The sequence below is a fragment of the Saccharopolyspora sp. NPDC003752 genome (assembly GCF_053605825.1).
This window is the reverse complement of the sequence record NZ_JBSGJZ010000001.1, coordinates 351,435-374,179: the sequence shown is the minus strand read 5'-3', so window position 1 is coordinate 374,179 and position 22,745 is coordinate 351,435. Positions and strand designations below refer to the sequence as shown.

At 71.8% G+C, this 22,745-nt stretch carries 21 protein-coding genes; 8 read left to right on the top strand and 13 right to left on the bottom strand.

Features of this window, described 5'->3' with window-relative positions; all coding sequences use genetic code 11:
* Positions 1-16 precede the first annotated feature (16 nt).
* The 5 genes from mmsB to ACWEV3_RS01800 all read left to right on the top strand — a co-directional run bounded on the left by mmsB (position 17) and on the right by ACWEV3_RS01800 (position 2,831).
* Positions 17-907: a 3-hydroxyisobutyrate dehydrogenase gene (gene mmsB, locus ACWEV3_RS01820; protein ID WP_452612050.1), complete on the top strand. Its 891-nt coding sequence runs from the start codon at positions 17-19 to the stop codon at positions 905-907.
* Positions 908-1,067: 160 nt separating this feature from the next.
* Entirely contained in the window at positions 1,068-1,304 is a 237-nt protein-coding gene (locus tag ACWEV3_RS01815; RefSeq protein WP_093271677.1) for a hypothetical protein, read from the top strand.
* Positions 1,301-1,726, top strand: a complete 426-nt coding sequence (locus ACWEV3_RS01810; RefSeq protein WP_452612049.1) for a ribonuclease domain-containing protein — start codon at positions 1,301-1,303, stop codon at positions 1,724-1,726. The genes ACWEV3_RS01815 and ACWEV3_RS01810 overlap by 4 nt, the downstream gene beginning before the upstream one ends.
* Positions 1,727-1,776: 50 nt before the next feature.
* Positions 1,777-2,145 (top strand): barstar family protein, encoded by a 369-nt coding sequence (locus tag ACWEV3_RS01805; protein WP_452612048.1) that lies wholly within the window; start codon positions 1,777-1,779, stop codon positions 2,143-2,145.
* A 101-nt stretch (positions 2,146-2,246) separates the two neighbouring features.
* Positions 2,247-2,831 (top strand): Uma2 family endonuclease, encoded by a 585-nt coding sequence (locus ACWEV3_RS01800; protein WP_452612047.1) that lies wholly within the window; start codon positions 2,247-2,249, stop codon positions 2,829-2,831.
* Between the two features lie 3 nt (positions 2,832-2,834).
* Here the strand turns inward: ACWEV3_RS01800 and ACWEV3_RS01795 are convergent, their stop codons facing one another.
* The 12 genes from ACWEV3_RS01795 to ACWEV3_RS01740 form a co-directional block, all read right to left on the bottom strand.
* Complete coding sequence (locus ACWEV3_RS01795) at positions 2,835-3,611, bottom strand: enoyl-CoA hydratase-related protein (protein ID WP_358576725.1); 777 nt, start codon at positions 3,609-3,611, stop codon at positions 2,835-2,837.
* A gap of 78 nt (positions 3,612-3,689) precedes the next feature.
* A complete protein-coding gene (locus ACWEV3_RS01790; RefSeq protein WP_452612046.1) occupies positions 3,690-6,047 on the bottom strand; it encodes an ADP-ribosylglycohydrolase family protein in 2,358 nt (785 codons plus the stop codon).
* Between the two features lie 6 nt (positions 6,048-6,053).
* The gene (locus ACWEV3_RS01785; protein WP_452612045.1) at positions 6,054-10,850 is read right to left on the bottom strand and encodes a type VII secretion system-associated protein; all 4,797 of its coding nucleotides are present in this window, start codon (positions 10,848-10,850) and stop codon (positions 6,054-6,056) included.
* A gap of 239 nt (positions 10,851-11,089) precedes the next feature.
* The gene (locus ACWEV3_RS01780; RefSeq protein WP_452612044.1) at positions 11,090-11,323 is read right to left on the bottom strand and encodes a hypothetical protein; all 234 of its coding nucleotides are present in this window, start codon (positions 11,321-11,323) and stop codon (positions 11,090-11,092) included.
* A 145-nt stretch (positions 11,324-11,468) separates the two neighbouring features.
* Positions 11,469-11,741 (bottom strand): helix-turn-helix domain-containing protein, encoded by a 273-nt coding sequence (locus ACWEV3_RS01775; protein WP_452612237.1) that lies wholly within the window; start codon positions 11,739-11,741, stop codon positions 11,469-11,471.
* Positions 11,742-11,830: 89 nt separating this feature from the next.
* Positions 11,831-12,589, bottom strand: a complete 759-nt coding sequence (locus tag ACWEV3_RS01770) for a sirohydrochlorin chelatase (RefSeq protein ID WP_452612043.1) — start codon at positions 12,587-12,589, stop codon at positions 11,831-11,833.
* Between the two features lie 7 nt (positions 12,590-12,596).
* Positions 12,597-13,940: a sulfate adenylyltransferase subunit 1 gene (locus ACWEV3_RS01765; RefSeq protein ID WP_452612042.1), complete on the bottom strand. Its 1,344-nt coding sequence runs from the start codon at positions 13,938-13,940 to the stop codon at positions 12,597-12,599.
* 337 nt (positions 13,941-14,277) lie between these two features.
* Positions 14,278-15,225 (bottom strand): sulfate adenylyltransferase subunit CysD, encoded by a 948-nt coding sequence (gene cysD / locus ACWEV3_RS01760; RefSeq protein ID WP_452612041.1) that lies wholly within the window; start codon positions 15,223-15,225, stop codon positions 14,278-14,280.
* A 224-nt stretch (positions 15,226-15,449) separates the two neighbouring features.
* Entirely contained in the window at positions 15,450-16,175 is a 726-nt protein-coding gene (locus ACWEV3_RS01755) for a phosphoadenylyl-sulfate reductase (protein ID WP_452612040.1), read from the bottom strand.
* Positions 16,172-16,339 carry a hypothetical protein gene (locus ACWEV3_RS01750; protein WP_177226753.1) on the bottom strand — a complete coding sequence of 56 codons (168 nt, stop codon included), beginning with the start codon at positions 16,337-16,339 and terminating at the stop codon, positions 16,172-16,174. Before ACWEV3_RS01750 ends, ACWEV3_RS01755 begins: the two co-directional genes overlap by 4 nt.
* Positions 16,336-18,033 (bottom strand): nitrite/sulfite reductase, encoded by a 1,698-nt coding sequence (locus ACWEV3_RS01745; RefSeq protein ID WP_452612039.1) that lies wholly within the window; start codon positions 18,031-18,033, stop codon positions 16,336-16,338. Before ACWEV3_RS01745 ends, ACWEV3_RS01750 begins: the two co-directional genes overlap by 4 nt.
* Before the next feature lie 118 nt (positions 18,034-18,151).
* Entirely contained in the window at positions 18,152-18,244 is a 93-nt protein-coding gene (locus ACWEV3_RS01740) for a putative leader peptide (RefSeq protein WP_328592488.1), read from the bottom strand.
* A 66-nt stretch (positions 18,245-18,310) separates the two neighbouring features.
* Between ACWEV3_RS01740 and hemW the strand changes: the two genes are divergently transcribed.
* Positions 18,311-19,540 carry a radical SAM family heme chaperone HemW gene (gene hemW / locus ACWEV3_RS01735; RefSeq protein WP_452612038.1) on the top strand — a complete coding sequence of 410 codons (1,230 nt, stop codon included), beginning with the start codon at positions 18,311-18,313 and terminating at the stop codon, positions 19,538-19,540.
* Between the two features lie 323 nt (positions 19,541-19,863).
* On the opposite strand, the gene ACWEV3_RS01730 is transcribed toward hemW, so the two are convergent.
* A complete protein-coding gene (locus tag ACWEV3_RS01730) occupies positions 19,864-20,166 on the bottom strand; it encodes a type II toxin-antitoxin system VapB family antitoxin (protein ID WP_358579790.1) in 303 nt (100 codons plus the stop codon).
* Between the two features lie 293 nt (positions 20,167-20,459).
* Between ACWEV3_RS01730 and hrcA the strand changes: the two genes are divergently transcribed.
* Both hrcA and dnaJ read left to right on the top strand, forming a co-directional pair.
* Positions 20,460-21,482, top strand: a complete 1,023-nt coding sequence (hrcA, locus tag ACWEV3_RS01725) for a heat-inducible transcriptional repressor HrcA (protein ID WP_452612037.1) — start codon at positions 20,460-20,462, stop codon at positions 21,480-21,482.
* A 60-nt stretch (positions 21,483-21,542) separates the two neighbouring features.
* Positions 21,543-22,715, top strand: a complete 1,173-nt coding sequence (dnaJ, locus tag ACWEV3_RS01720; RefSeq protein ID WP_452612036.1) for a molecular chaperone DnaJ — start codon at positions 21,543-21,545, stop codon at positions 22,713-22,715.
* Positions 22,716-22,745: the final 30 nt, after the last annotated feature.

Sequence of the window (22,745 nt, the reverse complement as noted above, 5' to 3'; positions counted from 1 at the left end):
GAAGGGGAAAATGACAATGGCTGTCATCGGATTCATCGGGCTGGGCCACATGGGCGGCCCGATGTCGGCGAACCTCGTCAAGGCCGGCCACTCGGTGCAGGGGTTCGACCTGATCCCGGCGGCGCTGGAGGTCGCCGACCGGCACGGCGTGACCACCGTCGCGTCGGCAGCCGACGCCGCCGCCGGTGCCGACGCGGTGATCACCATGCTGCCCAGCGGCAAGCACGTGCTGGCCTGCTACGACGACGTGCTCGCCGCGGCGAAGCCCGGCACCCTGCTCATCGACTCCTCCACCGTCGACGTCGCGGATGCCCGCCAGGCGCACGAGCGGGCCGCCGAGGCGGGCTTCGGTTCGATCGACGCCCCGGTATCCGGCGGCACCGCCGGCGCCGAGGCGGGCACCCTGACGTTCATGGTGGGCGGCTCGGAGGAGGACTTCCACCGCGCCGAACCGCTGCTGGAACCGATGGCGCGCAAGGTCATCCACTGCGGCGGACCGGGCAACGGCCAGGTCACCAAGATGTGCAACAACCTCATCCTGGGCGCGTCCATGATCGCGGTGAGCGAGGCGTTCGTGCTGGGGGAGCGGCTGGGGCTGTCGCACCAGGCGCTCTACGACGTGGCGTCCATCTCCACCGGGCAGTGCTGGGCGCTGACCACCAACTGCCCGGTGCCGGACCTGGTGGAGACCAGCCGGGCCAACCACGACTACGAGCCCGGCTTCGCCGCGGCGCTGATGCTCAAGGACCTCAGGCTGGCGGCCTCGGCGGCGGAGCAGAGCGGCACCGATGCCGCGATCGGCCGCCTGGCCACCGAGCTCTACCAGCGGTTCAACGAGGAGGGCGGCGGCGACCTGGACTTCGGCGCGATCATCAAGTCCGTCCGGGAGCACTCCGAGCAGCGCTGACGACCCGATGCCGGTTTCGCGAGGAATTACTGTTTCACCTGGTGGTGGTCGGTTCCTCGCGAAATCGTGCTGCGCCACGGGAGACGCGCACGCGGGGTAGTTGCGGGCGGGACCCGGGGTGGCGCACGGCTTCATCGGACCGGGCGTACCCTGACGCTCTGTGTTGGAGTGGCTGGTCGAGTGGTACGACGGCGTCGAGCTGTGGCTCGTGCAGCTCGTCTACCCCCTGCAGGTGACCCTGGTGCTGGCGGTGCTGCTGCCGCTGTGCTGGGTGCTCGCCCGCGTGATCGACCGCGGCATCGACCGCCTCGGCGCGAAGCTGACGAGGGTTCGCGACGCGGAACCCCCGGTCGGCCGCCGGGACGGCGAGACCGGGCGGAAGGGGACGGCGGCGTGACGTCGCGCAAGCGCATCTCGGTGGCGTTGGTCGGGCTGATCGCCCTGGTCGTCATCGGCTGGTTCGTCCGGGACTACGTGGCCGTCGATCCCGGCGCGGCGACGCAGCAGCGGGCCGTGCCCGGTGTCGAGTCCGGCCTGCCGGTCAAGGCGCTGTCCACGCTGCCGCCGGAGGCCGGGCAGACCTGGCAGCTGATCATCAAGGGCGGCCCGTTCCCGTACCCGGGCAAGGACGGCTCGGTGTTCGGCAACCGCGAAGGCGTCCTGCCGGAGCAGAAGTCGGGTTACTACCACGAGTACACCGTGAAGACCCCGGGTTCCCAAGATCGCGGTGCCCGGCGGCTGGTCACCGGCAGCCATTCCGAGCTTTACTACACGAGCGATCATTACGAGTCATTTGTGGTTGTCGACGCCGCGGGTTGAGTGCGATGTTTGCGACGAAGTGGGCCAGCAGGGTGCGGAAGGAGCCGACGGTGAGCGAGGTGGAGCAGCCGTCCGCCGACATCACTGCGCGCGAAGCCGTGCAGGAAGCCGAGCAGCGGGGCGCGGTCGCGCACGTGCTGGACGGCTCCGATCTGATCAGCAAGCGGACCACCCTGGACGGGATCGCCGCGGTGCTGAACTTCCCGGAGTGGACGGGCCGCAACCTGGACGCCCTCTACGACTGCCTGACGGACCTGTCCTGGCTGCCGGAGGGCGAGCACGTGCTGGTCTGGTCGGGCTTCCAGGCGCTGGCGGAGCACGACCCGAAGGCGTTCGGCCGGATCAACGCGGTGCTCCGCGACGCCGCCGAGCACCCGATCTGCGGCCGCGAGTTCACGGCGGTGCTGACCAGGTCCTGATCGCCCATTCGTGATCAGATCCTGATCGCCCATTGGTGATCAGAAGCGCCTCGCAATACTGGCTCCCGTGCAGAACAGGAGGCAGTATGACTCTCGTGAACATGCGGGCGGACGAGCAGCACGTGCCGATGACCGTCGACGACTTGGAGCGGCTACCCGACGACGGGCGCCGCTACGAGCTGGTCGACGGGAGGCTTGACGTGTCTCCTGCGCCGGCGCGGAAGCATTCGCGCATCGAGAACAGGCTGGCGTACCTTCTCACCGATTCGGCTCCTGACGAGTATGAGGTCCTGCAGGGAGCCGGTATCAATTTCAACGCTGATCGAACCCACCACCGCATTCCGGACGTGCTGGTACGTCGCGATGAGGACGACGAGCCGCACCTCACGCGTCCCCCGCTCCTCGCCGTCGAGGTCGTTTCTCCGGAGAGCGTCCTCCGCGATCACCACACCAAGCGCCGCGAGTACGCCGAATTCGGCATCCAGGCGTACTGGATCATCACTCCGGAGGAAGAGAAGCCCGGGATCGTGGAACTTCGCCTGGAAGACGGCGAGTATCGCGAGGTGCAGCAGGTTCTCGGCGAGGACGTCTTCGCCACCGATTTCCCGTTCCCGGTCAAGCTCGTTCCGCACTGGCTGCTCGCCGGCGGGCCGTGGCGCGAGCGGATCGGCGGCGAAGGCGCCTGAGCGTCACTTCAGGGCGTCGGGCACCCAGGCGGGCTTGCGCTTCTCCGCGAAGGCCCGCATGCCCTCCTGGCCTTCCTCGCCCGCGAAGTGCTTCGCCGACAGCTCCAGCATCTGGGCGAACGCCTCGCCCATGCTCGACGGGCGCTGGCCGATGAGCATCTCCTTCGTGGCCGCCATCGCGCCCGGGGCGCCCAGGGCGAGCATGTCGGTGTAGCGCTTGACCTCCGCGTCCAGCTCGTCGGCGGCGACGGCGGAGTTGAGCAGGCCGATCTCGGCGGCGCGGCGGGCGTCGAAGGTCTCGCCGGTCAGGAACAGCTCGTGCGCCTGGCGGGCGTCGAGGCGCGGCAGCACGGTCACCGAGATCACCGCGGGCACGACACCGATGCGCACCTCGGAGAACGCGAAGGTCGCCGCGTCCACCGCGACCGCGATGTCGCAGGCCGCCACGATGCCGACGCCGCCCGCGCGGGCCGGGCCGGCGAGCTTGGCGACCACCGGCTTCGGGCTGGTCCAGATCTGCTCCAGGATCGCCGGGAACTCGTTGACGCCCTGCTTCTCGGAATCGGCCGAGCGCGACTCCTTGAGGTCCATCCCGGCGCAGAACACCTTGCCGGTGTGGTCCAGGACGATCACGCGCACCGCGTCGTCGGCGATCGCCGCGCTCAGGTGGTCCCGCAGTTCACGCCGCAGCTGCGCGGACAGCGCGTTGCGGTTGTGGGGCGAATCCAGCGTGATCGTGGCGATGCCGTCGGCCACGGCGAGGTGCACAAGCTCATCCATGACAGGCACGTTAACCGTCGTTAGCCGCGGCGGGCGAGTGAGCAACGTCGCACTTCGGGTCCACCGCCCGCGCGGCCATCAGGTCGAGGGATAGCGGTCGGCCCACTCGGGCGGCCGGGGGCCGAACTCCAGGACCGCGTCGTGGGCGAGGCGCTCGATCACCTCGTAGAGCTCCAGTTCCACCGTCCAGCGCTCCGGGATCCGCTCCGCGCCGGACGCCGCGCCGATCAGGCTGCCGCAGACCGCTCCCGTCGTGGCGCTGTTGCCCGAGTGGTTCACCGCTACCGGCAACGCCGCGTCGAAGTCCCCGTCGCAGGCCAGCGCCGCGTACAGCCCGATGCCCAGCGCTTCGGCCGCGGTCGAGCCGGCGCCCAGGGCGCGTTCGAGATCACCTGGCGGCACGCGGCCGCTGCGGGCCAGCCGGACCGCAGCGGAGATGCGGCGGCTGACGTCCTCGTGCCCGGTGTGCGGGGTGAGCTGCTCCAGCGCCGCATCGACCGCTGTGGCCAGCGGCTCGCCGTTCATCAGCCGCGACACCAGGAACGCCAGCGCGCCCGCGCTCAGCCAGGCCGCCGGGTGGCCGTGGGTGAGCGCCGCGGTTCGCATGCCGACGTGGAAGACCTCCGCCGGGTCGTTGCTCCACAGCGCCGCCGGCACCGCCCGCATGATCGCGCTGCTGCCCTGCGAGTCGCTGACCGGGTGGTCCGGGGAGCCCATCCGCTGCTGGCCCTTGGCGAACGCGATCAGCGTGCGCATCATGGTGCGGCCCGGGTTGCGGGTCTGGAACAGCGCCCGCTGGCGCACCAGCCAGCCGTCCGGCTCCGGGGTGCCGCCCAGGAACTCGCCTGCCGCGCGCGGCCAGCTCAGGTGCTGGGTGTGCAGCCACCGCTGGTAGGCGTGCTGGATGTGCCGGGCCGGGTCCTCGGCGCCGGTGGTGCGGCGCGCGACGTTGGCCCGGATCGTGCCCTCCAGCGAGAACAGCAGGAGCTGGGTGTCGCTGCCGAGCCGTCCCGACGGGTGGCCGGCCGGGATGTAGTCGGTGAGGCCGTCCGCGCCGTGCCGGGCCCGGATCTCGTCCCAGCTGTCCGCGGCGATGGGCATGCCGAGCGCCTCGCCGATCGCGCAGCCGAGCACCGCTCCGAGGAACCGGTCGCGGGACGCGGCCAGCCGGGGCACTGCGGTCAGCCCGGTGCGGTAGTCCGTTGTGGACGGTGCCTGGGGTTCGGCGGATTCGGTGGTCGGATAGCGGCGCTGCCACCGGTCGGACTCGTCCGGGTACGGGCCGAATTCCGTTGCCGCGTCCCCGGAAATCCGTTCGACGAGCTCGATGATCGGCAGTTCCTCCCGCCATCGCGGGGGAATCGCCGTCGGGCCGTGCAGAGCGCCGAGCAGCTGCCCGCACAGCGCGGCCGCGTCGGCGCTGTGCAGGCTCGCCGACTCGACGGCGCCGGCGAAGTCGTCCTCGCAGGCCGTGGCGACCCGGGCGGCGATCGCCAGCGCGTCCAGGCCGCTGCGCCCGGTGGACATCGCGTCGAGGTGGGTCCGGCCGGGGCGGAATCCGGCAGGGCTGAGCCGGCCGAGCCGCAGGGCCCGGGTCAGCGCCGTGCGTCCCGTCTGCCAGCCGGAAAGCCCTTGCCGCAGCGAGGTTTGCAGCGAGTTCCCGCGCAGCAGCCACAGCATCGCCACGCCGAGCACGCTGGCCGGGCTGTGGCCGTTGGGATGGCCGTGGGTGAGCGCGGCGAGATCGCCGCCGAGCGCGAACACCGTGCCGGGATCGCCCGACCACAGCGCGGCGAGCGCGCCGAGCGGCACGGCGGATGCCGTGTCCGAGGAGTTGATCGGCTGCTGCCGGGAGCCGGCGGCGTGCCCGGCGGCGACCCGGGCGAGCGCGGTGAGCATCGCCGGGTCGTCGCTGCCGGTGCCGCGCAGCGCGGGCTCGGTGACCAGCCAGCCGCCCGGCTGGGCGGTGTCGGCTCCGCAGTCGCGCCACGGCACGCCCCGGGTGTGCAGCCAGCGCTGGAGCCCGGCGAGGGCGGAACCGACCGGGTCACCGTCGCCCGTCGACCGCGCGTTGGTGTGCGCGCGGATCAAGCCCTCCAGGACGAAGAGCACGGCGGTGGTGCGCTCGCCGACCCGCCCGAGCGCGACGAACTCGCCGACCGCGCCGCCCAGCAGCATGCCGAGCAACCGGCCCGGCGCCTCGGGCAGCGCGCCGTCCCGATCGGCCAGGCCGGTGGCGGGTGCCGGCGGGGTCTCCGCGGCGAGCCGGTGTTGCAGGGCCGTCGCCCACAGCGGCCTGGTGGCGGGATGCCGCCGCCACTGCCGCCAGGTGTCCAGCAGCTGCTGCTCCACCGGGTCGCGGCGGCTGGCCGCGCGCGCCTCCCGCCACGCCGCCAGCAGCGCTCGTTCCGTCTCGTCGAGACCTATTTCGTCCACTATGGATTATCCGAGGTAGCGCCCGGCCCAGTCGGGCGCCGGCGCGTCGGTGAAGATCTCCGTCCTGGCGCGGTGTTCGTCGGCGACCAGCTGGGCGAGGACCTCCCGCAGCTCCAGCTCGCCGACCCAGTCCGCGGGGATCTCCGCGGCGCCCCGGGCGGCGCCGAGCAGGCTGCCGCAGATGGCTGCGGTGGCCGCGGTGTTCCCGGCGTGGGTGGCGGCCAGCGAGACCGCGTCGGAGATGGAGTTCGGATGCGACAGCGCCGCCGCGACCGCGATGGCCAGGGCCTCCGGCGCGTTCCAGCCCAGGCCCAGCTCGTCGAAGCTGGTGGGAGAGGCCGGTCCGCCGCCGGCGATCTGGACCGCCGCGCGCAAGCCCTGCGCGGTGTTCTCGGCGCCTTCCACCTGGTCCAGCTCGGCCAGCACCACGTGCACGGCGTCGACGAGCGTCTGGCCGCTGTTCAGCGCGCACACCAGGCCGGCCAGCGCGCCCGCGGGCAGGAAGCCGTCCGGGTGGCCATGGGTGATCACGGCGATCTCCGCGCCCAGCGAGATGGCGTGCGGCACGTCGGCGGCGTCGAAGCCGACCACCGCCCCGCGCACCGTGGCGGCCGCTGTCCGGGCCGCGTTCGGCGGGCTGGCCGGGGTGGGGACGTCGCGCCGGTCGGCGAAGCGGGCCAACGCCGTCAGCGTCGCCTCGTCCGGGAACCGTTGTGCACGAAGGGCTTCGGTCCCGACGAGCACACCGTCGACCTCCTCGTTCGACACCTGCGCGCCCTGCGTGTGCATCCAGTGCAGCAGGGCCAGGCGCACCATCGACGGCCGGTGCGCGGCGATCCCGCGCAGCGCCGAGCGGATGTGCGAGCTGATCAGCGCGTCCAGCACGAACGCGGTCTGCTGCGTGTACACCGTGGCCGAGCCGCGACGGCCGAAGAGCTCGGTGAGCTCCCGGACGCCTTCGGGGTTCTCGCGCAGGATCTTGCGCAGGTCGGTGAACATCCACGGCGCACCTAGGGCGTCGCCGACCGCGGAGCCCAGCACGCAGCCTTCGAGCCGCTCGCTCCGGCTGAGCTCCACCTGCGTTTCGGCGGCGGGCTCGACCTCGGCTTCGGGCTCCGCCGCGGCCTCGCCGATCAGCTGGGCGGCGCGTTCGGCGCCGAAGGCCTCGACGAGCAGTTTCTGCAGGCTCTGCGTGAGGTCGGCGGAACTCCCCTCGCCGTTGTCGCGGAACTTGCGCCACACGCTGAGCAGCTGCTGTTCCTCGTCCGACAGGCCGTCGTCGGCCTCGTCGTCGGCATCGACCGGCGCCTCCGCGACGGCGACTTCCGCAGCCGGGGCTTCGACGGCGGCGGCTTCGACGACCGGGGCTTGGGCAGCGGGCACATCGATGGCGGGAACTTCGGCCGCGGGCTCGGCGGCGGGAATTTCGGCCGCCAGGGGCTCGACGGCCGGGGCTTCCGGCACTTCCTGGACCGGCTCCTCCACGACCGGCTCGGGCGTGTCCGCTGCCGGCACGGGCTCTTCGACCGCTTCGGCGGGCTCCACGACCGCTGGCTCGGCGGCGGGCTCGACGTCGCCGATCGGGTAGCGCTCCAGCCACTCCGCGCCCGTCGGCGGGGTCGGGCCGAACTCCTGGATCGCGTCGCCGGCCACCGCCTCGATGACCTCGCGCAGCTCCAGCTTGTCCCGCCAGGTCTGCGGGATCGCGTCCGCCGTGTGCGCCGCGCCCATGATGTTCCCGCAGATCGCGGCGGTGGAGTCGCTGTCACCGGAGTGGTTGGCGGCCAGGATCACGGCATCGGCGAACGACTCCGGGTACGTCAGCGCCGCGCACACCGCGATCGCCAGGGCCTGCTCGCCGAACCAGCCCTCGCCGAGGGCCTCGTGGATCTGCTCCGGCGTCGGGGTGCCCGCGGTGGCCAGCTCGATGGCCCGGCGCAGCGCGGTGCTGGTCTCCTCGTGACCGTCCCACGTGGACAGTTCGGTGAGCGCGCGGTCCACCGCCTCGGGCAGCGACCGGCCCGCCAGCAGCTGCTGGACGATCACCGCGAGCGCCCCCGCGGGCAGGTAGCCGCTGGGGTGGCCGTGGGTCAGCACCGCGGTCATCGCGCCGACCTGGAACACCTCGGCCGCGTCGGCGGACCACAACCCGGCCGGGGCGGCCCGCATGACGCCGCCGCAGCCCTTCGAGTCGTTGAGGCGGTTGGCGAACGAGCCCTGCTTGTTGCCGTTGGCGTAGCCGTGCAACGCCTGTATGCAGGTGGTGCCGGGCGCGCGGCGGACGAACAGGCCCTTCTGCTTGATCAGCCAGCCGTCCGGCGGGTTCGCGGCCAGCGGCCCGCCGGCCTCCCGCCAGTCGAAGCCCTGGGTGTGCAGCCAGCGCTGGTAGGCGTGCTGCACCTGGGTGGTGGGCTCGTTCTCGCCGAAGAGCCGGCGGCGGATGCTGGCCCGGATGAGACCGTCCAGCGTGAACAGCGTCATCTGGGTCTCGTCGCTGATCGAGCCGCCGGGCCGGTGGGCGTCGACGAAGTCGGTCAGCCCCGCCACGCCGTACTTGCGGCGGATGTCCTGCAGCGAGTCGTCCTCGATCGGGTAGCCGAGCGCGTCGCCGGCGGCGCCGCCGAGCAGGAAGCCCAGGATGCGGTGCGGCCGGAGTTCGGCGGGGTCGACGACAGCTTCGACCGGTTCCTCCACCGCCTCGACAGCCTCGATCGCCGCGGCGACGTCGACGACCGCGGTGACCTCGGCCTCCGGCTGGTCGTCGGTTTCAATTGAAACCGCAGGCACCTCGGGTTCGGCGGGTGCGGTGTCCTCCGGCGGAGCCTCGGCCTCCGGTTGGTCCGCAGTTTCAATTGAAACTGCGGGGACGTCCGGTTCGGCTTCGGGTTCGGCCGGTGCTTCGTCGGCGGCCGGCGCCGGCGCCGCTTCCGCCGGCTTGGCGACCGGTTCCGAACCCACCAGCGGGAGGTCGGAGGTGAAGATCAGGTCGGAGATGTCCTTCGCGGCCGGGTACCGCGAGGCCCACGCGTCGCCGGTCGGCGGCGCCGCGCTGAACTCCAGCAGCGCGTCCTTGGCCAGCGTCTCGACGATCTCGCGCTGCTTGAGGTCGCGCAGCCACACCCCGGGCAAGGCGGTCGAACCGTAGCGGGCGCCGACGATGTTCCCGCAGATCGCGGCGGTGGAGTCGCTGTCGCCGGAGTGGTTGACGGCCACCATCAGCGCGGCGGCGACGGTGTCGGTGCTCAACGCCGCGCACACCGCGATGGCCAGCGCCTCGTGCCCGGCCCAGCCGCCGCCCAGCGTGTCCTTGAGCTCCTCCGGGCTCGGCTTGCCCTGCTTGGCGAGCTCCTCGGCGGCCTGCAACGCGCGGTCGGTGTCCTCGTGGCCGTGGTACTGCACGAGCAGTTCGCGGGCCTGCCGCACCGCCTCTTCCAGCGTCTCCTCGCGCAGCAACCGGTGCACCACGACGGCCAGCACGCCGGCGGGCAGGTAGCCGTTGGGCTGCGAGTAGGTCAGGGCCGCGGTCGCGGCGGCGAGCTCGAAGACCTGCTTGGGGTCGTCCGACCACAGCGCGACCGGGGCGGCCCGGACGACGCCGCCGCAGTCCTGCGAATCGTTGATCGGCCGCTCGAACGTGCCGGGCGCGCCGACCGAGGCGAACTCCCGCAGCGCGGTGATGCAGCTGCTGTTCGGCGAGCGCACGACGAACAGGTCGCGCTGGTCGATCAGCCAGCCGTTGGGCTTGGGGTGACTCATCGTGAACGGCCCGGCCGCGCGCATCCACGCGTAGCCCTGGGTGTGCAGCCAGCGCTGGTAGGCGAGCTGGATCGCCGACAGCGGGCTGTCCGCGCCGGTCGAGCGCGTCGCGATGTGCCCGCGGATCAGGCCTTCCAGCGTGAACAGCGTCATCTGGGTGTCGTCGGTGAACTCGCCCGGCTGCTCACCGGCGCGGTCGTACTCGGTGACGCCCATCGCGCCGAACCGGCTGCGGATCTGGTCCACCGGGTAGAACTCCACCGGCGCGCCGAGCGCGTCGCCGATCGCGCCGGCCAGCATCGAGCCGACGAACCGGCGGCCGTACTCGGTTTCGGCCGGATCCACCGCCGGCTTCGGGGCCTGCTCGACGGGCGGCGCCGGCGCCGCGGGCGGCTGCGGCGCGGCTCCCGGCGGCGTGACCACCGGAGTGCCGGTGGCGGGGGAGTGCACCGGCACGCCCGGCGCCTTCGGCGGCACGGCGGCCGCGGCCTTGGCCAGGTCCTCGGCGGGGAGCCGGGCCTTGACCGGGCTGGTCGGGTTCACCTGCACGTCGATGCCGGTGAGGGGGTGCGTCGCCAGCTGGCGGCCGGTCATCCGCTGCCAGGTCGTCCAGTTCGGCGGCAGGAAACCCTCGGAGGTGAACACCTGCAGCTGCCGGCGGCCGGACTCGTGCTCCATCGTGAACAGCCCGTTGCCCTGCGGCTGCGCGAACAGGATCAGCTCGGCGTCCAGCATCGCGGTCAGCAGCGCGTGCCCCTGGGCGTAGCCGGTGGTGGTCAGCTGCAGCGCCCGCTCGACGTCGTTGGTCGGCGCGGGCAGCCGCAGCGCGACCGGCGAGGGCCGGTAGTTCGGGTTGGGGGAGAAGTCGTCGGTGATCTCGCCCTGCTCATCGACCCGGTAGCCGCCGATGAAGCCCCACGGCGGCACCTCGGCGTTCGGATCGGTGAAGATCGGGTCGACCACGTACAGCCAGGTGTTCGGCTGCTTCATGGCCTGTTCTCGCATGGTCGGCGTGATGACCGGTCGATTCGGCTGCTGCGTGTTCATCTCGCGCTGTTGTCCCCGACTCCTCGTCCAGCCTTGCATTGATCGCCCCCACCCACCGGCGGTCACTCGATAGCGCGGGCCTGGCGGGTACGACGGACACAGGGAGCGGCCGGTTCCCCGTCCAGACGCTGGCAAGCAACTCTCTCATGACCACATGGGGTGAAGCTTAGTGTTCGGAAGAACAACTCAGAGTCAGGTGTTGATTTTCGCTCCCGCCGCTGGTCGCGTGGCCGGGCGGCTCACGCGGTGGTGTCGGTGAGCGCGGCCGCCATCAGGCATTGCAGGCAGGGCATGCCCGCCGGGCCGTCGAGCGCCTCGGCTTCGCCGGGGAGGATGCCGAAACCGCAGTAGGCGTAGAGCATCGGCGGCAGCGGGCCGTCGGCGGGCAGCGGGAAGAAGTGGCAGGACTTGTCCTGCTCGCTGCGGGCGAACTCGGCGCGGACCCGCGCCATGAAGTGCGGCTGCGGGTTCATCGGTCGCACCGCCAAGTCGGGTCCGGCAGCGACCTGGGCTGTCGGGGGTGTCCGGGTCGCTGCCGGTTTTCGTGTACCCAGCTGGATGACACGGCCACATCATGCCCCGCAGGTTGCCCCTGCCAACCCAGTTGTCGACTTTTGCTCAGATGCATGCCTTTTCGGTGCAGTCGAGCACGCCTTCGGAGTGGTCGAGCTCGTTCGTCGAGACGGTGATGTCGTGATCTTCGAAGTCCGCCACGAGTCTGAGGCGTCCTCCGAGGGCAGCGACGTAGCGCTCGACCGTGCCGACCTCGATCTGCGCCAGATCTCCTTGTTCGAGTTTGCTCACGCGGGGCTGGCCGACCTGCATCCGCGCGGCTACCTCCGACTGGGACAGCCCGGCCGCTTTGCGCAGCTGGGCGAGGCGGTCGCCCAGAATGTAAGCCTGGGTCAGGAGATCCTTTAATCTTGTCTACGAGTGGACGGCCGAGTTGCGGCCCCCCGCTGGGCGTTCGGGCTCTCGGCTCACAGGGCTGCGGGGAGTTGCAGGGGCGCGGCGCTGAGGGTTTCGGCGTAGCGGTGGAGGATCAGGTCCGCCACGCCCTCGTCGTCGGCCATCGGGGCCGCGATCAGCGGGTCGGTCGCGTGCTCGCGGGCCAGGCCGGTGATCCGGTCCGGGAGCAGGCCCGGGGCCAGGAACCACGAGGCGACCGCGAAGCGGCGCGCGCCGCGGGCGCGCAGGGCCTCGATCGCCGCCGGTACGTCCGGTTCGGCGGCCGCTGCGAAGGCCGGGACGACGCCCGCCCAGGCTGCCCTCGCCTGCCAGCGCTCGGCGACGTCCGCCACCAGACGGTTCGCCGCTGCGTGCGACGAGCCCGCGCCCGCCAGGACCACGCCCAGCTCCGGATCTTCCGGATCGGCGCCCTCGTCCACCAGCCGGCGCCACGCCGCCCCGTCCAGCCTCGGATCCGGCCCCAGCACGTCGGAAACGTGCACCTGGAACCGCGGATAGCGCCGTTGCACGTCGGCCACCGCCGCGGGCACGTCGACGCGGGCGTGGAACGCCCGGCCGAGCAGCAGCGGCACGACCACCGCGGCGGAGTGCCCGTCGCCGTGCACCGCGTTGAGCACGTCGCCGACCCGCGGCGCCGAGAGGTCCAGGAACGCCACGCGCAGGTCCAGGTCCGGGCGCGCCGCGCGCACCACGTCCAGCAGGGCGTGGATCGTCGCGGCCGAACGCGGATCCCGGCTACCGTGCGCGACGGCCACCAGTGGAGCGGTCATGAGCGGCTCATTCCGATGCGGCGGCCAGCGGTGCCAGCGGCACGCCGATCAGTCCGGCGGCCAGCGTGGTGCCGTCGGACTGGTCGATCACCAGGAACGAGCCGGTGCGCCGGCTCGCGGCGTAGTCGTCCACCGGCAGCGGCTCCGAGGTGCGCAGCTGAACGCGGCCGATCTCGTTGAGCTGCAACGAATCCGGACCGTCCACACTCGACAGCTGCTGCTCGTCGAAGCGGGCGGACAGCTCGGTGACGATGGCCTGCACCGTGCGGGTGCCGTGCTTGACCAGCACCTTGGCGCCCGGGTTCAGCGGCTTCTCCGCCAGCCAGCAGACCGTGGCGTCGAGCTCGTCGGTCACCCGCGGTGGCGCGTCCGCGGCGGCGATCAGGTCGCCGCGCGAGATGTCCACGTCGTCGGCCAGCAGCAGCGTGACGGAGTGCCCGGCGGCGGCGCGCGGCTTCGCGCCGTTCGGGGTGTCCACCTTGGACACCCGGGTGCGCAGCCCGGCCGGGAGCACGACCACCTCGTCGCCCTCGGCGACGACACCGGCCGCCACCTGGCCAGCGTAGCCGCGGTAGTCCGGGTGTTCGGCGGTGCGCGGCCGGATCACGTACTGCACCGGCATCCGGAACGGCGCATCGTGCGGGTCCGGCGCCACCGGCACGCTCTCCAGGTGCTCCAGCAGCGAAGGCCCGCTGTACCAGGGGGTGTTCGCGGAACGCTCGACCACGTTGTCGCCGAGCAGCGCGGACACCGGGATGGTCACCACGGTGTCGTCCCCGTAGCCCAGGGCCCGGGCGTGCTCGGTGAACTCGGCGGCGATGCGGGTGAACACCGCCTCGTCGAAGTCCACCATGTCGATCTTGTTGACCGCCAGCACCAGCTGCGGCACGCCCAGCAGCGCCAGCACCGCGGCGTGCCGCCGGGTCTGCTCGATGACGCCCTTCCGCGCGTCCACCAGCAGCACGGCCAGCTGCGCGGTCGACGCGCCGGTGACGGTGTTGCGGGTGTACTGCACGTGCCCCGGGGTGTCGGCGAGCACGAAAGTGCGCTTCGGCGTGGCGAAGTAGCGGTAGGCCACGTCGATCGTGATGCCCTGCTCGCGCTCCGCGCGCAGGCCGTCCACCAGCAGCGACAGGTCCGGGGTGGCCAGGCCGCGGTCGGCGCTGGCCCGGTGCACCGCGTCGAGCTGGTCGGCCAGCACCGACTTGGTGTCGTGCAGCAGCCGCCCGACCAGGGTGCTCTTGCCGTCGTCGACGGAGCCGGCGGTGGCCAACCGCAGCAGATCGCTGTGCACCGGCAGGGTCACCTCGGTGCCGCTGTCCGGTGCGGTGCGGGTGGTCGTCTCGGTCATTGAAGAACCCATTCCTGGCTTTGGAGTGCTCGGCTCGGAAAGCTGGAGTCGTGAGCGCAGATCAGCTGGTTCGTCTGCTCACAACATCGGACTGCTTTGACTTCGGTTCGATCTTTTTCTGTGAAGCGGCGAAGCCGCTTAGTCCGCTCTCGCAACTTGCACCGCCGCGGGTTCTCAGACTGCGTCCGCCCGAAGGGGCTCTCGGCGAGGACAGCCCCGATGCCGCGTATTGGTCATACGTGAGTCGGGGATCCCACAGCCGAGGCGGCGTCTGCAATTCCCGCAGGGGGGCCGCTACCCGCACCGCTACGCAAAGGGAGTCCACGGACGGCTCTTCTCAGAAGTAGCCCTCGCGCTTGCGGTCTTCCATCGCCGCTTCGGACAGGCGGTCGTCGGCTCGGGTCGCGCCGCGCTCGGTGAGGCGGCTGGCGGCGACCTCGGCGATCACGTCGTCGACCGTGTACGCCTCGGATTCCACCGCGCCGGTGCAGGAGCCGTCGCCGACGGTGCGGTAGCGCACCATCTTGGAAGCCGGGACCTCGCCCTCGCGCGGGCCGCCCCACGGCCCCGAGGTCAGCCACATGCCGTCGCGCAGGTACACCTCGCGGCGGTGCGCGTAGTAGATCTCCGGCAGCTCGATCTTCTCCCGCTGGATGTAGCGCCAGATGTCCAGCTCGGTCCAGTTCGACAGCGGGAACACCCGGACGTGCTCGCCCGGCCGGTGCTTGCCGTTGTACAGGTTCCACAGCTCGGGGCGCTGGCGGCGCGGGTCCCACTGCCCGAAGGCGTTGCGCAGGCTGAAGATGCGCTCCTTGGCGCGCGCCCGCTCCTCGTCGCGCCGCCCGCCGCCGAAGACCGCGTCGAACCGGTTCTCGCTGATGCCGTCCAGCAGCGGCGTGGTCTGCAGCGGGTTGCGGGTGCCGTCGGGCCGCTCCTGCAGCCGGCCGTCGTCGATGTAGTCCTGCACCGACGCCACCACCAGCCGCAGGTCGTGCCGCTCCGCCAGCTCGTCGCGGAACGCCAGCACCTCCGGGAAGTTGTGCCCGGTGTCGACGTGCAGCAGCGGGAACGGTACCGGAGCCGGCCAGAACGCCTTCAGCGCCAGGTGCACCAGCACCGTGGAGTCCTTGCCGCCGGAGAACAGGATCACCGGCCGGTCGAACTCCCCGGCCACCTCGCGGAAGATGTGGATCGCCTCGGACTCCAGCGCGTCCAGGTTGTCCACCTGCGGCGGCGCTTCGGCCGGATCGCTCGGCAACTCGACCTCGGTATCGGTTGCACTCATGTCCCCTCCCAGGGTTCTGGGGCTGCTTTGTCTTTGTCCTTGAAGCGGCGTAGCCGCTTAGCCCACCCTCGGCGCTGGCACCGCCGCGGGTTCTCAGCGTTCGCCTGGCGAGGACAGCCCGCACGCCGTGTATTGGCATACATAAGTCCGGGATCCCGCAGTTCAGGCGGACGCTGAGGTTCCGCTACTTGCACCGCTACGCGAAACGAGTCCGGAAACATGTGTTAGCCGTGCAGTCCGCACTCGGTCTTGCCGCTGCCCGCCCAGCGCCCGCTGCGCGGGTCGGCGCCCGGGGCGGGCTTGGCGGTGCAGGGCTGGCACCCGATCGACGGGTAGCCGGCCGCCACCAGCGGGTTGACCAGCACGCCGTGCTCGTCGATGTAGTGCTGCATGTCGTCGTCGGACCACGCCGCGAGCGGATTGATCTTGACCAGGCCGTTGCGCTCGTCCCAGGTCGCGATCGGCGTGTTCGCCCGCGTCGGGGCCTCCACCCGGCGTACGCCGGTCACCCACGCCTCGTAGCGGGCCAGGGTGTTGCGCAGCGGTACCACCTTGCGCAGGAAGCAGCAGCGGTTCGGGTCCCGCTCGAACAGCCGGGGCCCCTCGGCGGCATCCTGCTCGGCGACGGTCTGCTCGGCGACGGCGTTGACGATGCTGACGTCGTAGACCTGCGCCACGGCGTCGCGGGTGCCGATGGTCTCGGCGAAGTGGTAGCCGGTCTCCAGGAACAGCACGTCCACGCCCGGCTTGGCCTTGGCCGCCAGGTCGACCAGCACCGCGTCCTGCATGTTCGACGCGACGATCAGGCCGTCGCCGAAGGTGTCGGCGGCCCAGCGCAGCGCTTCCTCCGCACTGGCCTCGGCCAGCCGCGGCGCGGCCTCCTCGACCAGTGCGCGGAGCTCCTCGTCGCCGCGTCGCGCGCCGATTTTCGTGGTGGTGTCGGCAGTCATCGGTCTCCGTTTCCTCCAGCCGGGTCGCCGAGCGACAACCCCACGAGCCGAACGGTGAACACCCGCAGGCACGAGCCGCACTGCCACGCGCCCGCGGGCTCGGCCTCGGGCGTGAGGTCCTCGTCCCCGCAGTACGGGCAGTAGAACGGTGTCGCCCGGCTCACTTGAGGTCGTCCTCCTCGGCCCGCGCCACCCACTGAGCGAAGCGCTCGCCGGTGCCGCGCTGCGCCAGGTAGTTGCGGACGAGGCGTTCCACGTAGTCGCCGAGTTCCGCGGAGGTGACCTTGTGGCCGCGGATCTTGCGGCCGAACCCGGCGTCCTGGCCGAGGCCGCCGCCGAGGTGCACCTGGAAGCCCTCGACCTGGTTGCCGTTGCCGTCCGGCACCATCTGGCCCTTCAGGCCGATGTCGGCGACCTGGGTGCGGGCGCAGGCGTTCGGGCAGCCGTTGAGGTTGATCGTCACCGGGTCGGTCACGTCGCCCTGGATGTCGGCCAGCCGCTGCTCCAGCTCGTCGACCAGCGCGATCGCCCGCTCCTTGGTCTCGACGATGGCCAGCTTGCAGAACTCGATGCCGGTGCAGGCCAGCACGTTCCGCCGCCACGGCGACGGGTCGGCCTGCAGGCCCAGCGCGCCCAGATCCGCGACCAGACCGTCCACTTCGGACTGCGGCACGTCGAGGACGAGCAGGTTCTGCTCGACGGTGGTGCGGACGCGCCGCGAACCGACCCGCTCGGCGGCCTTGGCGACCTCCACCAGCGTGGAGCCGCTGACCCGGCCCGCCGCGGACTTCGCGCCGACGTAGAAGTTGCCGTCCACCTGCGGGTGCACGCCGACGTGGTCGCGGTGCCCGGTCGGCGTCTCCGGCGCGGGCCCGTCGACCAGCTCGCGGCCCAGGTACTCGTCCTCCAGCACCTGCCGGAACTTCTCCGGGCCCCAGTCGGCGAGCAGGAACTTCAGCCGGGCGCGGTGCCGCAGCCGCCGGTAGCCGTAGTCGCGGAAGATCTGCACCACGGCCTGCCACACCTCGGCGACCTCGCCCAGCGGCACCCAGGCCCCCAGCCGCACGGCCAGCTTCGGGTTCGTGGACAGGCCGCCGCCGACCCACAGGTCGAAGCCGGGCCCGTGCTCCGGGTGCACGACGCCGACCAGCGAGATGTCGTTGATCTCCGGCACGGTGTCCCAGCGCGGCGAGCCGCTGATCGCGCTCTTGAACTTCCGCGGCAGGTTCGACAGCGACTTGTCGCCGATGAACCGCTCGGCGATCTCGTCGATCGCCGGGGTGGCGTCGATGATCTCGTCCGCGGCGATGCCCGCCACCGGCGAGCCCAGCACGACGCGGGGGCAGTCGCCGCAGGCCTCGGTGGTGGACAGCCCGACGCCCTCCAGCCTCTGCCAGATCGTCGGCATGTCCTCCACGCGCACCCAGTGCAGCTGGATGTTCTGCCGGTCGGTGATGTCGGCGGTGTCGCGCGCGTAGGTCTGCGAGATCTCACCGATGGTGCGCAGCTGCTCGGTGGTCAGCGCGCCGCCGTCGATGCGGACCCGCAGCATGAAGTAGCGGTCGTCGAGCTCCTCGGGCTCGATCGTGCCGGTACGCGCGCCGGGAATGCCCGGTGCGCGCTGGGTGTACAGCCCCCACCAGCGGAAACGGCCACGCAGATCGGCCGGGTCGATCGAGTCGAAGCCGCCGTGGGCGTAGATCGTCTCGATGCGCTGCCGGACGTTCAGCGGGTTGTCGTCCTTCTTGGAGCGCTCGTTGGCGTTGAGCGGCTCGCGGTAACCGAGCGCCCACTGGCCCTCGCCGCGCGTCTTGCGCTTGCGGGCGGGGCGAGCAGGGGCTTCCGTCGGGGGGACCATGTCCGACCTCCGGGATTCGGGCGCGGCAGCGCCGCGTGGAATTCCCGTCGTCGGTGACGGTTCTCACTGCTCGGCGCTCCCGGCGCCGACTGGACAAAGCAGAACGCGGCAGCGGGAATCAACCCATGGCGCGGCACAGCGCGCTGGACACGCGCCGCAGGTCCACGTAGCGGCGTGTGACCAGCAAGAGCCTCGGCAAGGTCGCACCCATGGGTCGCAGCGTGCCACGCGCTCACCGGGCGGTCCATCCCCATCCGCATGGTGAGACAGTGGTGGAGTGCCTGCTCAACTGCCTGTCGGCGAACCCGCCCCGGCCGACGGAACGCTCCCGCCCGAGGCCCTGACCGGACTGGGTTCGCGGCCGTTCGGGGTGTACGTGCACGTGCCGTTCTGCGCCACCCGCTGCGGCTACTGCGACTTCAACACCTACACCGCCGACGAGCTGGGCTCAGCAGCGGGTTTCGGCAGCTGGCTGGACGGTCTGCGCGCGGAGCTGGAGCTGGGCGCGGGGGTGCTCGCGGCGGGCGGTCAGGCGGTGCCCGCGGCGGAGACGGTGTTCGTCGGCGGCGGCACGCCATCCTTGCTCGGCGCGCAGCGGCTGGGCGAGGTGCTGACCGCGATCCGCGAGTCGTTCGGGCTCGCCGATGAGGCGGAAGTCACCACGGAATCCAACCCGGAATCGACGTCGCCGGAGTTCTTCGCCGGAATCCGCGAGGCCGGCTACAACCGGGTGTCGCTGGGCATGCAGTCCGCCGCCGAGCACGTGCTGCGGGTGCTGGAGCGGCGGCACACGCCGGGCCGCGCGGTCGCGGCGGTCGGCGAGGCGCGCGCGGCCGGCTTCGAGCACGTCAACCTGGACCTGATCTACGGCACGCCGGGGGAGACCGACGACGACCTGCGGGCCTCGCTGGACGCGGTGCTGTCCACCGGGGTCGACCACGTCTCGGCGTACGCGCTGATCGTGGAGGACGGCACCGCGATGGCCCGCAAGGTCCGCCGCGGCGAGCTGCCGATGCCCGACGACGACGTGCTCGCCGACCGCTACGAGCTGATCGACGGCGTGCTCGGCGAGGCGGGCCTGGGCTGGTACGAGGTGTCGAACTGGGCCCGCGACGACGTTGCGCGCTGCCGCCACAACCTCGGCTACTGGCAGGGCGGCGACTGGTGGGGCGCCGGGCCGGGCGCGCACAGCCACGTCGGCGGCGTCCGCTGGTGGAACGTCAAGCACCCGGCCCGCTACGCGGCGGTGCTGGCGGAGGGCGCCTCGCCGGCGGCGGGGCGGGAGCGCCTCGACGCCGAAGACCAGCGCATCGAGCGGATCATGCTGGAACTCCGCCTGGCGACGGGCCTTCCGGTGGAAGTGCTGGACGAGCATGGCGGGGTGGCGGCGAAGCAAGCGGCGGCGGACGGCCTCCTGGAGCGCGAAGAGCTGACGGCGGGCCGCTGCGTCCTGACGGACCGAGGCCGCCTCCTCGCGGACGGAGTGGTCCAACGCCTGCTCGCCTGAAGAAGCCCCGCCCACCCGGCCAGCCCAGCCCACCCACCAGCCCGACCAGCCCAACCGGCCAGACCAGCCCATCCACCCCGACCAGCCCGACCAGCCCACCAGCCGACCAGGCCATGCACCCGGCCAGCCCACCCACCCGGCCAGCCCACCCACCCGACCAGCCCACCCACCCGACCAGCCCACCGACTCGACCCGACCACCTAGTCACCCCGCCCGTCCTGGCCGTCCGACCAATGCTTCCACGTGGCGGAACCTGGTTTCCATTTCCGCAATTTCAATGGAAATCGGACCTTCGATTTCCATTGAAATTGCGGCAGAACGGGTCAGCGGAGGGCGTCGAGGTCGAAGACCCGGGCGTGCAGGACCGTGCGCTGGTGGAGGGCCGATCGCAGCGCTCGGTGCAGGCCGTCTTCCAGGAAGAGCTCGCCGTGCCAGCGGACTACGTGCGGGAACAGGTCGCCGAAGAACGTCGAGTCCGGGCTCAGCAGCCGGTCCAGGTGCAGCACCTTCGTCGTGGTGACCAGCTCTTCCATCCGCACCGGGCGCGGCGGCACGTTCGCCCAGTCCCGCAGCGACAGCCCGTGGTCGGGGTACGGCTGCCCCTCCCGGACGTCCTTGAAGATCACGCCACCTCCTGGCGAACGGCCGAGTCCGGCGCCCACCGAGGTTGGTCCACCTGCGGGTACCCCCGCCGCGGCGGGAGTGCTCCGCCCGGTCCGGCGGATCGGACCGGCGCCCGTCGTCGTGGCCGCAGGCTACCGCCGCGCGCCCGCGGCTCTCGGCTCCGGTGCACGAACACCGTAAACTCGATGGTGGTACCCGGGCGCCGCCCGGGCGCTGAGCATGAGCGCTGGGTATGAGCGCTGAGCGCGTGCGCTGCGGTCTTCGGGCCGCTGCCGAGGTGCGGAGGAGGTGGCGTGTGAACGCGGATGAACGCCGGTTCGAGGTGCTGAGGGCGATCGTGGCCGACTACGTGTCGACCAAGGAACCGGTCGGTTCGAAGTCCCTCGTCGACCGCCACAACCTCGGTGTGTCCAGCGCCACGGTCCGCAACGACATGGCCGTGCTCGAGGAGGACGGCTTCATCGTCCAGCCGCACACCAGTGCCGGCCGGGTGCCCACCGACAAGGGCTACCGGCTGTTCGTGGACCGGCTGCACGAGGTCAAGCCGCTGACGGAGGCCGAGCGCCGGGCCATCCACAAGTTCCTCGAAGGCGCGCTGGACCTCGACGACGTGATGCGCCGCAGCGTGCGGCTGCTGGCCCAGCTCACCCAGCAGGTCGCCGTGGTGCAGTACCCCACGCTGACCCGGTCGACCGTCCGGCACGTCGAGGTCGTCACCATCACCCCGGCGCGGCTGATGCTGGTGCTGATCACCAACACCGGGCGCGTCGACCAGCGGATGGTCGACCTCGGCGACGTGATCACCGACGACGACGTGGCCCGGCTGCGCAACGTGCTCAACGCCTCGATGGCCGAGAAGCGGCTCGCCGACGCCTCCGCCGCGGTGGCCGAGCTGCCCGACCAGGCGCCGCCGGAGCTGCGCGACGCGCTGATCCGGGTGTGCAGCGTGCTCATCGAATCGCTGGTAGAGCACCCCGAGGAGCGGATGCTGCTCGGCGGCACGCCCAACCTGACCCGCAACGTCGCCGACTTCCCCAACTCGCTGCGCCAGGTCCTGGAGGCGCTCGAAGAGCAGGTCGTGGTGCTCAAGCTGCTCGCCGCGGCCCGCGACTCGGGGACCGTGCGGGTCAGCATCGGGATGGAGAACGAGGCCAAGGAGATGCAGACGACCTCGGTGATTTCGACCGGATACGGTTCGGATGGCATGGTGCTGGGAGGCCTGGGGGTGGTCGGTCCGACGCGGATGGACTACCCGGGGACCATGGCGGCCGTGCGGGCCGTCGCCGCTTACGTGGGTGAGATCCTGGTCGGTCGGTGACTGTTCACCGACGTCTGACCGGCGAGAACTCGTTGATCGAGCAGAGGAAGTACTGAGAAGGTGGCCAGGGACTACTACGCGACCCTCGGGGTGGCCAGGGACGCGACACCCGAGCAGATCAAGCGGGCGTACCGCAAGCTCGCGCGGGAACTGCACCCGGACGTCAACCCCGACGAGGCCGCGCAGGAGCGGTTCCGGGAGGTGACGACCGCCTACGAGGTGCTTTCCGACCCCAAGAAGCGGCAGGTGGTCGACCTCGGCGGGGATCCGCTGGGCAACGGCGGCGGTGCCGGCGGCGGCATGGGAGATCCCTTCGCCGGGTTCGGCGGGCTGGGCGACATCATGGACGCCTTCTTCGGCGGCGGCGCCGGTGGCGGCGGCCGCGGGCCGCGCAGCAGGGTCCAGCCCGGCTCGGACGCGCTGCTGCGGCTGGAGCTGACGCTGGAGGAGTGCGCCAGCGGCGTGAACCGCGACATCACCGTGGACACGGCGGTGCTCTGCGACTCCTGCGACGGCGGCGGCTCGCGCGTCGGCAGCGCCCCGTCGACCTGCGACACCTGTGGTGGCCGCGGCGAGGTGCAGTCCGTGCAGCGGTCGTTCCTGGGGCAGGTCATGACGTCCAGGCCGTGCCCGGTGTGCCGCGGTTTCGGCGAGGTCATCACCGACCCGTGCCAGCAGTGCGGCGGCGACGGACGGGTCCGCGCGCGGCGCACCATCACCGTCAAGATCCCGGCCGGGGTCGGCGACGGGATGCGGGTGCGGCTGGCCGGCGAGGGCGAGGTCGGGCCCGGCGGCGGGCCGGCCGGTGACCTGTTCGTCGAGGTCGAGGAGCTGCCGCACGAGCGGTTCACCCGCGACGGCGCGGACCTGCACTGCACCGTCGAGCTGCCGATGACGGCGGCCGCGCTGGGCACCGTGCTCACCCTGGAGACGCTCGACGGCGGCCAGGAGGAGCTCACGGTCGAGCCGGGCACGCAGCCCGGCACCGAGCACGTGCTCGCCGGCCGGGGCCTGCCCAAGCTGCGGTCCAACGGCAAGGTCAGCGGGCACGGCGACCTGCACGTGCACCTCGACGTCGTGGTGCCGACGCGGCTCGACGACGCGCAGTCCGAGCTGCTGCGCCAGCTCGCCACGCTGCGCGGCGAGGAGCAGCCGGAGCCGACGGTGACCGCCAACGGCAACGGCAGCCGGCACGGGCTGTTCTCCCGCTTCCGCTCGTTCGGCCACCGCTGACCGAGTGGTTTCGCACACGGTTCGCCGCGA

What these genes read in the sequence shown, in the direction of transcription:
- mmsB (WP_452612050.1), top strand. Translation starts at nt 17, where the DNA reads ATGGCTGTCATCGGATTCATCGGGCTGGGCCACATGGGCGGCCCGATG.
- ACWEV3_RS01800 (WP_452612047.1), top strand. Translation starts at nt 2,247, where the DNA reads ATGCGGGCGGACGAGCAGCACGTGCCGATGACCGTCGACGACTTGGAG.
- ACWEV3_RS01795 (WP_358576725.1), bottom strand. Translation starts at nt 3,611, where the DNA reads ATGGATGAGCTTGTGCACCTCGCCGTGGCCGACGGCATCGCCACGATC.
- ACWEV3_RS01785 (WP_452612045.1), bottom strand. Translation starts at nt 10,850, where the DNA reads ATGAACACGCAGCAGCCGAATCGACCGGTCATCACGCCGACCATGCGA.
- ACWEV3_RS01780 (WP_452612044.1), bottom strand. Translation starts at nt 11,323, where the DNA reads ATGAACCCGCAGCCGCACTTCATGGCGCGGGTCCGCGCCGAGTTCGCC.
- ACWEV3_RS01770 (WP_452612043.1), bottom strand. Translation starts at nt 12,589, where the DNA reads ATGACCGCTCCACTGGTGGCCGTCGCGCACGGTAGCCGGGATCCGCGT.
- ACWEV3_RS01765 (WP_452612042.1), bottom strand. Translation starts at nt 13,940, where the DNA reads ATGACCGAGACGACCACCCGCACCGCACCGGACAGCGGCACCGAGGTG.
- cysD (WP_452612041.1), bottom strand. Translation starts at nt 15,225, where the DNA reads ATGAGTGCAACCGATACCGAGGTCGAGTTGCCGAGCGATCCGGCCGAA.
- ACWEV3_RS01755 (WP_452612040.1), bottom strand. Translation starts at nt 16,175, where the DNA reads ATGACTGCCGACACCACCACGAAAATCGGCGCGCGACGCGGCGACGAG.
- ACWEV3_RS01745 (WP_452612039.1), bottom strand. Translation starts at nt 18,033, where the DNA reads ATGGTCCCCCCGACGGAAGCCCCTGCTCGCCCCGCCCGCAAGCGCAAG.
- ACWEV3_RS01740 (WP_328592488.1), bottom strand. Translation starts at nt 18,244, where the DNA reads ATGGGTGCGACCTTGCCGAGGCTCTTGCTGGTCACACGCCGCTACGTG.